The following is an 11861-nucleotide window of genomic DNA, read 5'->3' on the forward strand; positions in this document are numbered from 1 at the left end:
TCTCCTGATAAAATGAAGAATACGACGTCTGGCGGCGGGTTGTCTTAACCGGGCCGTCCGAACGTGCGTTCCAGCCCCACCGACAGCGGTGTGGGTGCAAGCCCCAGCTGCGTGCGCATGGGGGCGATGTCGAAAATCTTGTCTTCCAGCAGGCGTCGCACCTCAGCGGGCATGATGCGTGGCAGGCCGGGTGGATGGAGCCGGGCCGCGGCGATCAGCAGCCACCCGGGGACGGGCACAACGGGGCGGGGCCACATGCCTGCGGCACGGGCGACATGGCGCGTGAAGTCGCGATAGCTGATCTGGTCACTGCCTGCGATGATCAGGCTGTGGGGACCGTTCCACTGGCGGTCGAGTGCCGCAAGGATGGCGCGGGTCACGTCGCCCTGCCATATGGGCTGGATGCGTGATGCCCCGCCGCCGGGCAGCGGCAGGATGGGCAGCCGGTGCATGAGGGCGGCCAGACGCTGCACATTGTCTTCCCCTGTCGCGCCATAGATCATGGTCGGGTGCAGCAGCACGCCGTTCCGCCCGGACCGGGCAAGGGCCTGCGCGCCGTGCAGCACGCCACGGGCATGCGCGTCGGGCCAGCGGGTGAAGATGCGGGTACTGCCCAGCGCCACGATCCGGGCGGTGTCGGGGGCCGCCGCCAGCACGGCGGGCAGATGGCGGGCATGGGTGGTCAGCACGATCGACGTGGCGTCCGCCAGCGCTGCCCGCAACGCGGCGGGATCAGCCAGCAGGTCGGCCACGCGGGCAGGACAGGCCATGCCCGTCGCCTGCCATCGGGGCAGGCTGCGCACGACGGGAATGATGGCCCGCCCGCGCGCCTTCAGCGCATGGCACAGCGCCAGTCCCGAACGGCCGGTCGCGCCAATGACATGGACCGGCCCGCCGCCGGGCATCAGGGTGTGGAAATGGTCAGGCCCAGAGGTGCCGCGACCGAGGGATCCCCCGCCATGGACAGGGCAACGCCCAGCATCATCAGGTTGACAGGCTTCATCGGACGCAGGGCGATCTGCAGCGGATGGTCCTGCGGGGACTGCAGGAAGCGGCCCATTGCACGCATCGACGCATCATCGGACGTGGCAAGCGTGGCCAGCAGGTTCTGCCGGTAGGCATCTACATCCATGTTCCGGCTTTTGGCCAGTCCCGCCACCACATGGTTGGCCAGCGACAGGTCATCCCACGTCATGGCGGCGGAGACGATGCGGGCGGTTTCGGGAATGATGGCCATGTCGTCAAACGGGATCTGGTCCAGTTCGGCCACCATGGTCAGGTTGCCCATGTCGGGGGCTTCGATGGTCAGCGGTTCCAGATGCACGCGGCCCGCGCTGCGGTCGCTGGTGCTGCTGGCATGCAGGTTGCCGCTGAAATGGTCATAGCCGAAGGCGTTGAGGATGGAGGGATTGTCCGTTCCGGTGGCCCACAGGGTCAGGTGGTCCAGCTTCGTATCCATCTTGTCTTCGGTTTCGGTGGAGAAACGCGACGTGGTGACATGGTCGATCTGCAGCATGGGGTGGGTGCTGTCGATTTCGACCTTCTTCAGGTCCATGGTCTGCGGATGGCGTTCATGAACCAGGTGGCCCGACTGGATCAGGCTTGCGACCTCGCTGGCGAAATCCGGGCCGTCCACCACGATATGCTCGACGGAGATGCGGCGTGTCGGCGTCAGGTTGATCTGGGTCGCCAGCCGGTCAAGGTCAAGGTGCGATGACCGTCCCATCCCGTACTGGCTGATGGCCATGCGCCCGATGGTCACGTCCGTCTGGCTGGCGGGAATCGCTACATGCAGATTGGTGAACGCCCCCCGGTCCAGCACGAGGGAATCGAATCCCAGCGGGCGGGCCATGTCACCCGTCACCCGTGCGGTATTGGGCAGGACAAGGTTGCCCAGTTCCACCTGGTCCAGCGATATGGTGTTGCTGGCGGTCATGACCTTCACATCACGCAGCACCAGGCTGCCGATTTTCTCGCCCTGCACGTTGTTGCCCGTCAGGCCACCCAGCCGCACGTCCGCCGCGATCAGCGTCATGGCGGGGTTATGGTAGGTCACGGCGGTAAAATGCGCGCCGCGCGCCAGCGTGCGCGGCCGGGCCGTGGCGTAGCTGAAGGAGGCGTCAGGCCCGATCGAGGCCCTGAAGTCGGCAATGCCGGCTTCAAGCCTGCGTTGGGCAAAGTGATGCACCCCCCAGCTGCCGACCAGCAGCACCAGTATAAGCAGGGGAATGGCGGGATAGAGTTTCTTCACGAGCCTGATATCCGTAATGACCTTGAACTGAGTGCTATCGCATTCCAGCCCCCTTCGGCAATCGCCAGTGGGATGGGGACTGCGGAAAGATGTGCGGTATCATGATACCACACACGTTTTTTTACCGGAAAAATGCCGCCTGAACGGGATTATGTGCTTGACGTTTGCGTCGCGTACGGATGATAACGCGCCACCTGTTACCGCTACATTACTGGACGGAACACTGAATCCATGAAGACCACACTTTCGCTGAAACCCGCAGAGGTGACGCGTGGCTGGACCCTGATCGACGCCGAAGGCCTCGTCCTGGGTCGCCTGGCGACCATCATCGCCCAGCGCCTGCGCGGCAAGCACAAGCCCCAGTTCACCCCGCATGTTGATTGCGGCGACAACATTGTCGTCATCAACGCCGAGAAGGTCCGCCTGACCGGCAACAAGGTGGACCAGAAGCTGTTCCACTACCACACCGGCTACCCCGGCGGGATCAAGGAACGCACCATCACCCAGCGCCTGACCGGCAAGAACCCCGGCGATGTCGTGCGCAAGGCGGTCGAGCGCATGATCACCCGTGGCCCGCTGCAGCGCGCGCAGATGAAGCACCTGTATGTCTATGCCGGTAGCGAACATCCGCACGAAGGGCAGAAGCCGCAGGTTCTCGATGTTGCGTCGATGAACCGCAAGAACGCCGTCAACACCCAGAAGGTCGGGGGCTGAACTCCATGTCTGAAACCCAAGAACGTACAGGCACGCTGGCCGACCTCAAGGAAGCTGTTGCGTCCGGTCAGGTAACCTCCTCGCAGGAAGCCGCACCCGTTTACGAAGCCAAGCGCGACGCGCAGGGCCGTTCCTATGCCACGGGCCGTCGTAAGGACGCCGTCGCCCGCGTGTGGATCAAGCCGGGCAAGGGCGACATCATCGTCAATGGCCGTCCGGTCGGCACCTACTTCGCCCGCCCGGTCCTGCGCATGCTGATCACCCAGCCGTTCCTGGTTGCCGATCGCTACAACCAGTTCGACGTGTACTGCACGGTCGTTGGTGGCGGTCTGTCCGGTCAGGCCGGTGCGGTCCGTCATGGCATCAGCCGCGCGCTGACCCATTACGAACCCGCGCTGCGTAGCATCCTGAAGGCTGCCGGCTTCCTGACGCGCGATTCGCGTGTTGTTGAACGTAAGAAGTACGGTCGCGCCAAGGCACGTCGTTCCTTCCAGTTCAGCAAGCGCTGATCCTGCTTTTCCCGTGGCGCGCCACGGGATACGGGTTTTTCAACGGGGTCGGTCCAGCAATGGACCGGCCCCGTTGTGCATCAGGCCTGTATGGTCATGCGCATGCCGGGTCAGGCAAAGGGATTGGCGACCTTGGCCGGTTTGCGCGGTGGCAATGTGTCAGGCAGGTCCTTCTGGGCTGCCAGCGTATCCACGACCTGCTGCATGAAGGTCAGCAGCGCCTGCGCGCGTTCCAGCCCGGCCTTATCGCGGCTCAGATCTGTCTGGCCGTAAAAGGCGATGCTGTCAGTGCCGTTTTCCACCGTCATGCCGCCAATGGTGCGGCTGTCGCTGTTATTGGCGAAGGGGACAAGGGCGGTATTGTCCTGTAGCGGCGGGCGGTGGGTGGTCATGATATGTCTCCTGCGAAAAAAGGGCCTACCACCACTGGTAATAGGTATGCCGGGTGCGGCGGCGGTGACGGGTTGTGCTCCGCGTGCGCGTCGCACCAAAGGGGAGCGTCATGCAGACCTGCTTCATACGCGCGGGCAGGGCGGGGAAGGGATCAATCCCGGTGATATGGGTCAGTTCCGCCACGCTGACATGACTGCAGCCGGGGGCGCGCGACACATTATGGCAGACATATACCCCCGTCTGTTCACGGCGGGGATCATATACGGCTTTCCATGTCGAGGTGGGCACCAGCACGCGGTCCTTCCCGATGGCGGACAGGGTGCGGGCATGGAAGGCGGGGCCGGTCACCACATACAGTTCGCCTTCGCGCAGGGTCAGCCTGCGCACTCCCGATTCGATTTCCGCCCATCGGCTCCGGTTCAGCGTGGCGCGTTGCGGCACGATGTTGGATAGCAGGAACGTTTCTTCCTGTGTCTGTTCATCTGGCATATCGCCCGACGGGGTCATGTGCCCCCGGTCAAAGCCGGATCGGACATAATCCTCCAGTTCCGCCTGCTCACCCGGTGCAACGCGTGGGTCGGTATGGAAGTCGCCACGTCGCGGGGTGGACATGGCCGCGCGGACCATGTCGGCATCCAGATGCTCCGCCGACCACAGGGGTTCGCGTGCAAGGCCGGAATACAGCACGGCGTACCGGGCATTGCACAGAAGCTGCGTCCGGGGCGACAGCTTCGCATTGTCCAGCGTGGGCAGCTGCTGTCCCGCGCCCAGTTCCGCGCACCCTTCGGCATGTGCGCCATGGGCCAGGGTCATGAGGCCGATCAGGAAAGGCAGGACATACCGTGTCATGCATGGGGCAGGGCAGCGTCGGGACACGGTCTGGCGTTATCCATATGTTCTGTTAAAACGGGGCCTATCCATGAAACATCTGATGGGGCAGGGCAATGGCCGACCAACCTGATTCGGGAAACCCTGACCAGCCGGGGCCTTTTATCCTGCACCGTCAGGACCTGCCGCTTACGGGGCGTAAGCGTATGCTTCGCCTTGGCCTGCGTGTAGTGACGATCGTACTGGTGATCGTGGCGGTGGCCGATCTTGTCATCCAGATGGTCAACGGGCATGGCTACTAAAAAATCTTATCTTATGATTTCTGGATATTTTCCGGACAGATTTTTAAAAACAGCCGGCTGATAAAAAACAAAAGCGTCCAGAGGCCGTCTTTTCCAAAAAGGCGGCGTATCCGGGCTTTTCAGGCAGTTTCTAGGGCGTGCGTGGCCCTGTCGCACTGGTGGGGGCGGGCAGGTCCGGCATCTCGCCAGTCCTGGACAGCGCGATTGTCACATCAATCGTTTCCTGATTGACCTGCACGTCGAATTCCCGGTCCACCACCGGGTTCTGCGCCGCCGTCATCATGTCGCCAAAACGCAGATGCGCCCAGTCGATGCGATCATGCGCCTGACGGGTCATGTCAAAGTTCACCATGGGATGGCGTCCCCCGTCCGGGGCTGTGTAGAACCATGCGAAATGGCAGCGGGCGGGCGCGCCGCGCTGGGTAAACAGCGTGTGGACGAACCCCGGCGTCACATCCATCTGCAATGTGTTCATAAGATAATGCGGCGCCTGCTTCTGCAGGGCGGGCGTGACCTGTGTATTGAACAGGCCCGCCTGAATCATCTCGGGCATATGCGCCATGAAGACGGACTGGTTTATGGTCATCTCGACCTGACAGGGCGCGGTCTGGGCAAAGCGCGTGTCGATGCCCCATGCATGCGCGGTGGTTTCCGTGCCTATGATAGGTGCTGGATAGGTGGCGGATGCGGCATGCGCCGTGCCTGTTCCACCCGGCAGGGCAAGGTACAGGGCCGTGCCATATAGTACGCCACGGCACAGGGCGGGGAATGCGGGAAAGATCGGACGTGTCAGGCTAGGCAAGGGAGTGCACCGGTCAGTGTAGGGTCTGGATTGACTGTCATGGTGGCAGGGAACCGCTTTCTTCCCCGGCTGTCACGGGGGGCGGCGGCATATCAGCCTTACGCAGTATGGGTGGTCTGGTGCATCTCGTGCAAGACCTGCCGCCAGATGCCGCCATGTGCATGAAAGGGAGGCAGACAGACTGGAAAGTTCATATACTTTATTATTTCAAGATAAATATTTCAGTTTCGTCATGTATGACATGTATTATTTTGATATTTGTCTGACATATTTCCGACAGTCATGGAAATGCCATAATAATCGTCTTTTTCAGGCCTGCATTCCCGGTGCCGTGCGGTGTCGGGATGTCCTGTCGCATGCCGCAGGCCGTATCCGGCAACCCCCTGTAGGAACAGGTTTTTGCGGGTTTGCGATGGGGGAACTTCCACCTGCCTGCCGCGTTTGCGGCGGGTAACGGAAATCAGAAGAATACTGTCGGCGGCAGCATGCGGGACGGTTCGCCCCATGGGGGACCGCGCGGGCTGGCAGACCGATGGTGTGGGTCAGGAAACCATGTTTGAGTCAAAGATCATAGAAGTGGATGGTGTGTTCGTGGGGGCGGCCATCATAACGGGCATTGCCTCCTCGCTGCGTTTTTACGCAACTCATGACAGCGTCCGCTCGCTGCATAACGCCATCCTTCCCGATCTGGTGGCGCTGAAGCGGCGGGTGACGGCAACCTTCCGCCGCATGGGGCACAAGGCCATCGCCTTCCGCGAGGCATAGCCCCACAACGCGCAACGCCCCGGCGGGACAGGCTCCCGCCGGGGCGTTGTCTGTTACAGTCCGCCGGATGTGTCAGCGGCTGGTGCGGCGGCCAAGCTGGCTGACATCACGCACCGCCCCGCGCGCGGCACTGGTGGTCAGGGCGCTGTAAGCCTGCAGGGCGACCGAGACCTCGCGCGTGCGGTCCGGCTGCCATGCACGCTCGCCACGCTCTTCCATTTCGTCGCGGCGGGCGGCCAGTTCCGCATCCGTGACGGTGGTGCGCAGGATGCGGTTGGGAATGTCGATCTCGATGGTGTCGCCTTCATGCAGAAGGCCGATGATGCCGCCTTCCGCCGCCTCGGGCGAGATATGGCCGATCGACAGCCCCGAACTGCCGCCGGAGAAGCGGCCATCGGTGATCAGGGCGCATTTTTCAGCCAGTCCCTTGGATTTCAGGTAGCTGGTCGGATACAGCATTTCCTGCATGCCCGGCCCGCCCTTCGGTCCTTCGTAGCGGATGACCACCACGTCGCCCGGTACGATCTTATTGCCAAGAATGGCGGACACGGCGGCGTCCTGACTTTCAAAAATGCGGGCAGGCCCGGTGAAGGTCAGCAGGTTGTCGGCCACGCCCGCGGTTTTGACGATGGCGCCATCCTCCGCAAGGTTGCCGAACAGGACCGCAAGGCCACCATCCTGGCTGTAGGCATGTTCCGCGTCACGGATCGCGCCATTCGCGCGGTCGGTGTCCAGCGTCTTGTAACGGCTGGCCTGCGAAAATGCTTCGGTGGTGCGTACGCCGCCGGGGGCTGCGCGGAAGAAGGTGCGTGCGTTCTCATCGGCCGTGCTGGCGCTGATATCCCACCTGGCCAGCGCCGCGGATACGCTGGGAGCATGTACGTTGGGGGCATCCATGTGCAGCAGGCCCATGCGGGCGAGTTCGCCCATGATGGCGGGAATGCCGCCGGCGCGGTGCACGTCCTCCATATGGATATCCATGCGCGAGGGCGAGACCTTGCACAGGTTCGGTACCCTGTGGGACAGGCGGTCGATGTCGGACATGGTGAAATGCACCTTGCCCTCATGCGCTGCCGCCAGCAGGTGCAGCACGGTATTGGTTGACCCGCCCATGGCGATATCGACCGACATGGCGTTTTCAAACGCGGCCTTGGTGGCGATATTGCGCGGCAGGGCGGTGGCGTCGTCGTTTTCGTACCAGCGACGGGCGAGGTCCACGATCTCGCGGCCTGCGCGCTCGAACAGTTCGCGGCGGTCGGCATGGGTCGCGACAAGGCTGCCATTGCCCGGCAGGGCAAGGCCCAGCGCCTCGGTCAGGCAGTTCATGGAATTGGCGGTGAACATGCCCGAGCACGACCCGCAGGTGGGACAGGCGGAGCGTTCGATCGTGGCAGACTGTTCATCCGTCACATCGGAATTGGCCGCCGCCACCATCGACGTGATGAGGTCGACCTGCTGCTCGGTGCCGTTATTGATGATCTTGCCCGCTTCCATCGGTCCGCCAGAGACGAAGATGGTCGGGATGTTCAGCCGCATCGCCGCCATCAGCATGCCCGGCGTGATCTTGTCGCAGTTGCTTATGCACACCAGCGCATCGGCGCAGTGGGCGTTAACCATGTATTCCACCGCATCCGCGATCAGTTCGCGCGACGGCAGGCTGTACAGCATGCCGCCATGGCCCATGGCGATGCCGTCATCCACGGCGATGGTGTTGAATTCCCGGCCAATGCCCCCGGCTTCGGCCACGGCGCCCGCCACAAGCTGGCCCAGGTCCTTGAGGTGAACATGACCGGGCACGAACTGCGTGAATGAATTGGCGATGGCGATGATCGGCTTGCCGAAGTCACCGTCCTTCATGCCGGTTGCACGCCACAGGCTGCGCGCACCGGCCATGTTGCGGCCATGGGTCGTAGTGCGGGAACGATAGGCGGGCATGACAGTGACCTCTCGCGACAATCGGGTTAGCATAGGGGAACGATATTGCCTGACCGCATACAGGACACACGCGCGGCGCGCCAGTCCAAACCTGCCGTTAACCGTGGGTGGGTAAGGGTGCGGGCAGGGCCGCAACTCCACATACGGCCAGTCGTTCATCTGATATCGTACCCGTCATTGCACAAGGAGCGCACGCGGCATGCCAGAACCGGACCGTCAGGATGGATCATCCAGAACGCAGCGGCGTGGCGTGCTGGCGCAGATACGTTTTCCGGTGCTGGGGGTTCTGGCTGTGGCTGTCCTGGCGCTGGTCATCTTCTGGTCATGGGACTGGTTCATTCCGCTGGTGGAACGCCGGGCGGAGGCGGCGTTGGGCCGCAGGGTCACGATTGCGCACCTGCATGTGCATCCCGGCCGCGTGATCCGCATTACCGCTGATGACGTGCATATTGATGAACCCGACGGGTTCGCCACCCTGCCGCCCTTCGCCACGGCGGACCATCTGATGGTGGGGATCAACCTGTGGCACCTGCTGGGGGGGACGGTCGACCTGCCGGTCATCGCGCTGGACAGGCCTGCTGTGGAACTGGATGAAAGGCGTGACGGCACGGCCAATTACCATTTCCCCGGCAGCAGCGATGGCGGGTCCACCGCCATGCCGCGGATTGGCGAACTGAACATTACCGACGGGCAGATGCATTTCGTGCATGCGGGCCTGCGCAGCGACATGCGCGCCCAGGTGCACACCACCCCCGCCACCCCCGCGAAGGGGGATGCGCAGGCCCGCATCGTGGCGGATGTGCGCGGCACCTATACCGGGCAGGCCATTACGGGGCATTTTTCCGGCGGGGCGCTGGTGTCGCTGGCGGACAGGGCGAAACCCTATCCTGTGGATGTCGAGGTACATCACGGCCCCACGCGCCTGACGCTGGCGGGATCGGTGGATGACCCGATATCGTTCCGGGGCGCGCGCCTGCGGCTGACGCTGGCGGGGCCGGACATGTCGCTGCTGTATCCGCTGACCGGCGTGGTGATCCCGCAGACGCCAGCCTATCACGTGGCGGGCAGCCTTGATTACCATGACCGGCGCGTACGCTTTCATGATTTCGAGGGCATGGTCGGCTCCAGCGACCTTGGCGGCACGCTGAGCGTCGATCCCCATCAGGTCGTGACATTCGTGGATGCCGAACTGCATTCGCGCCATGTGGATCTGGCGGACCTTGGCGGTTTCTTCGGGGCCACGCCGGGGGACCGTCCCTCCACCGCGCAGCAGGCGGCGGAACAGAAGGCGCATGAGGCCAGTGGCGCCGTCCTGCCCACCACGCCCATCAACATGCCCAAGCTGAAGGCCACAAACGTACATCTGGCCTATCATGGGGACCATATCGAAAACCGGCATGTGCCGCTGGATAACATTGATGCGCTGGTCGATATTCAGGACGGGACGATCGATGTTCACCATCTGAGCTTTGGCGTGGGCAAGGGCCGGCTTGCCAGCAGCGGCACCTTCGTGCCGCAGGGCAACGGCGTTGATGCGCGCATCCGTATCGACATGGAACAGATCGACCTTTCCCGCCTCATGCAGGCACTGGGCAATTATCAGGGGCAGGGGACGATCGGCGGCCATATCATGGTACATGGCCATGGGCAGTCGCTGGCCCAGATCGTGGGCGATGGCAATGGCGGCGTGACCATGGCGCTGGATGAAGGCGGGGATATTTCCGCCATTCTGCCTGACCTGCTGGGGCTGGAACTGGGCAAGGCGCTGCTGTCCGCCCTTGGCCTGCCAGCCAAGACCGACCTGAAATGCCTGATCGCGGACATGCCGCTGCGCGACGGGGTGTTCCATACCAAGACCATGCTGATGGAAACGGGCGATACGTCCACGGTGGGCAAGGGGGACATCAACTTCAGTGACAACACCATCAAATATGCCCTGCTGACCCGCTCGCGCCATTTCGCCATCGCGTCCTTTCCCGGTCCGCTGCACATTACCGGGCCGCTGAAGCATCCCAGCATCATGCCTGGGGCGGAGGTGATCGGTCGCGCCGTGGCGTCCGTGCTGACGGGCTTCGTGTTCTCCCCCGTGGGGCTGCTGCCCACGATCGAGGCGGGTGTGGGCAAGCAGTCATCCTGTGCCGAGGCGATCAGGGAGGTAAACGAAAACCCCGCCGCAGGCATCGCGCCCCATGCTTCCCGCCCCGTGCGTCGCGCCGCGCGCGCGCGCAGGGCTGCTGCGGCGGCGCGACCGGCGGATACCGCGGTATCCGGTGGCCTGAGCCGTGCGGAGCGTGAGCGGATCCGTGCCGTGTGGGCGCACCGGATGGCCACGCATTAAAGGGTGGAATCCCCGCTTGACCATGTGGGGCATTTCGGCAAAAAGGGGAAACAGATGCAGTGAACCGTCCGCATGCCGGGCGTGTTCTGCTGCCATGCCGGGTTAGCACAGTGGTAGTGCAGCGGTTTTGTAAACCGAAGGCCGGGGGTTCAAATCCCTCACCCGGCACCATCTTTTCAAATAAAACAGTCAGTTAGTGAAAGCGCACGAGGCGCATGCGGCGCATGTTCCGCACACGACCCCGGCAAAAAAGACGGTATTTCTGGAGCGTTTTGAAAAAAACTTCACCGGAAATTTTGATATCCAGGCTGGCGGCCGTTCCTCAGGCGAAAATACGCTCCATCCAGGCCTCGACCGTATCGCCACTGCTGATGGCGGGATCGATCAGCCCGTCCACCATGAAGGTGGGGGAAACATGGATACCGTTCTGGCGGCTGTACCTGCACTGCCATTTGATGGCTTTCTGCAATTCCGGCACGGCAAAGGCCTGCGCCAGATGCAGGCCGCTGTAGCGCTCGATCCGTTTGATGATGTCGTTTGGCGTCGCATCCATGTTGGGACCGGCGCAGTGATCGGTAAATTCGAATTCCTCGCGGTGTGCGGCTACCGCCGCCATGACGGTGCGGGCGGCTTCCTTGCCGCCTTCCAGCGTGGAGGCCGCAAGGATGCACCGTATGATGACACCGGAAAACATGTGCCATGGCTGGGATTGCAGGCGGATTTTGATGGTGATCCGGTCCGCGCCAGCTTTTTCCAGCAGGTCGGGCAGTTTGCTGAAGGCCCGGCACGAGAACGGGCAGGTCGGTTCAAGGAAGGCTTCAAAAATACGCGGGCCATGTCCCCATACAAGCGGATCGACATGCAGGGGGGCAGGAGATGCTGGCATGGTGCTGGTTCCTTCATGCGGCGGTGGCGACAGGATTGTCCCGATCAATGAAACATGGGGGCAGCCTGCCGGTTCATCCACTGTCTTTCTACCCTATGGGCCTGCTGCATTCATAATGCAGGCAGTGCCCGCAGGGGG

Annotated in this window: 12 protein-coding genes and 1 tRNA gene; 6 read left to right on the plus strand and 7 right to left on the minus strand. The window is 62.9% G+C overall.

Annotated elements, in window-relative coordinates; genetic code table 11:
• Positions 1-44: 44 nt before the first annotated feature.
• On the minus strand, positions 45-905 hold the full coding sequence (locus tag B7449_RS07115) for an SDR family oxidoreductase (RefSeq protein ID WP_039736134.1): 861 nt from the start codon (positions 903-905) through the stop codon (positions 45-47).
• Positions 905-2251 carry a hypothetical protein gene (locus B7449_RS07120; RefSeq protein ID WP_039736133.1) on the minus strand — a complete coding sequence of 449 codons (1347 nt, stop codon included), beginning with the start codon at positions 2249-2251 and terminating at the stop codon, positions 905-907. The genes B7449_RS07115 and B7449_RS07120 overlap by 1 nt, the downstream gene beginning before the upstream one ends.
• 231 nt (positions 2252-2482) lie before the next feature.
• Here B7449_RS07120 and rplM point away from each other — a divergent pair, with 231 nt between their 5' ends.
• Complete coding sequence (gene rplM / locus B7449_RS07125; protein WP_010510192.1) at positions 2483-2965, plus strand: 50S ribosomal protein L13; 483 nt, start codon at positions 2483-2485, stop codon at positions 2963-2965.
• Between the two features lie 5 nt (positions 2966-2970).
• A complete protein-coding gene (gene rpsI / locus B7449_RS07130; protein ID WP_025439615.1) occupies positions 2971-3474 on the plus strand; it encodes a 30S ribosomal protein S9 in 504 nt (167 codons plus the stop codon).
• A 110-nt stretch (positions 3475-3584) separates the two neighbouring features.
• Here rpsI and B7449_RS07135 read toward each other — a convergent pair whose 3' ends face one another.
• On the minus strand, positions 3585-3866 hold the full coding sequence (locus B7449_RS07135) for a hypothetical protein (protein WP_039736132.1): 282 nt from the start codon (positions 3864-3866) through the stop codon (positions 3585-3587).
• 25 nt (positions 3867-3891) lie between these two features.
• A complete protein-coding gene (locus B7449_RS07140; RefSeq protein ID WP_235721120.1) occupies positions 3892-4743 on the minus strand; it encodes a DNA/RNA non-specific endonuclease in 852 nt (283 codons plus the stop codon).
• Between the two features lie 68 nt (positions 4744-4811).
• Between B7449_RS07140 and B7449_RS07145 the strand changes: the two genes are divergently transcribed.
• Positions 4812-4997 carry a hypothetical protein gene (locus B7449_RS07145; RefSeq protein ID WP_039736130.1) on the plus strand — a complete coding sequence of 62 codons (186 nt, stop codon included), beginning with the start codon at positions 4812-4814 and terminating at the stop codon, positions 4995-4997.
• A gap of 130 nt (positions 4998-5127) precedes the next feature.
• Here B7449_RS07145 and B7449_RS07150 read toward each other — a convergent pair whose 3' ends face one another.
• Positions 5128-5799 (minus strand): hypothetical protein, encoded by a 672-nt coding sequence (locus tag B7449_RS07150; protein ID WP_235721119.1) that lies wholly within the window; start codon positions 5797-5799, stop codon positions 5128-5130.
• Positions 5800-6351: 552 nt separating this feature from the next.
• On the opposite strand from B7449_RS07150, the gene B7449_RS07160 reads away from it, so the two are divergent.
• Positions 6352-6564 carry a hypothetical protein gene (locus B7449_RS07160; RefSeq protein WP_039736137.1) on the plus strand — a complete coding sequence of 71 codons (213 nt, stop codon included), beginning with the start codon at positions 6352-6354 and terminating at the stop codon, positions 6562-6564.
• Positions 6565-6636: 72 nt separating this feature from the next.
• On the opposite strand, the gene ilvD is transcribed toward B7449_RS07160, so the two are convergent.
• Positions 6637-8499 (minus strand): dihydroxy-acid dehydratase, encoded by a 1863-nt coding sequence (gene ilvD / locus B7449_RS07165; RefSeq protein WP_039736127.1) that lies wholly within the window; start codon positions 8497-8499, stop codon positions 6637-6639.
• A gap of 199 nt (positions 8500-8698) precedes the next feature.
• Here ilvD and B7449_RS07170 point away from each other — a divergent pair, with 199 nt between their 5' ends.
• Entirely contained in the window at positions 8699-10837 is a 2139-nt protein-coding gene (locus B7449_RS07170; protein ID WP_048883533.1) for an AsmA family protein, read from the plus strand.
• Positions 10838-10933: 96 nt separating this feature from the next.
• Positions 10934-11008 (plus strand) — tRNA-Thr (locus B7449_RS07175).
• A gap of 151 nt (positions 11009-11159) precedes the next feature.
• Here the strand turns inward: B7449_RS07175 and B7449_RS07180 are convergent.
• The gene (locus tag B7449_RS07180; RefSeq protein WP_039736125.1) at positions 11160-11723 is read right to left on the minus strand and encodes a DsbA family protein; all 564 of its coding nucleotides are present in this window, start codon (positions 11721-11723) and stop codon (positions 11160-11162) included.
• Positions 11724-11861: the final 138 nt, after the last annotated feature.

The sequence above is a fragment of the Komagataeibacter intermedius TF2 genome (assembly GCF_000964425.1).
GTDB lineage: Bacteria > Pseudomonadota > Alphaproteobacteria > Acetobacterales > Acetobacteraceae > Komagataeibacter > Komagataeibacter intermedius.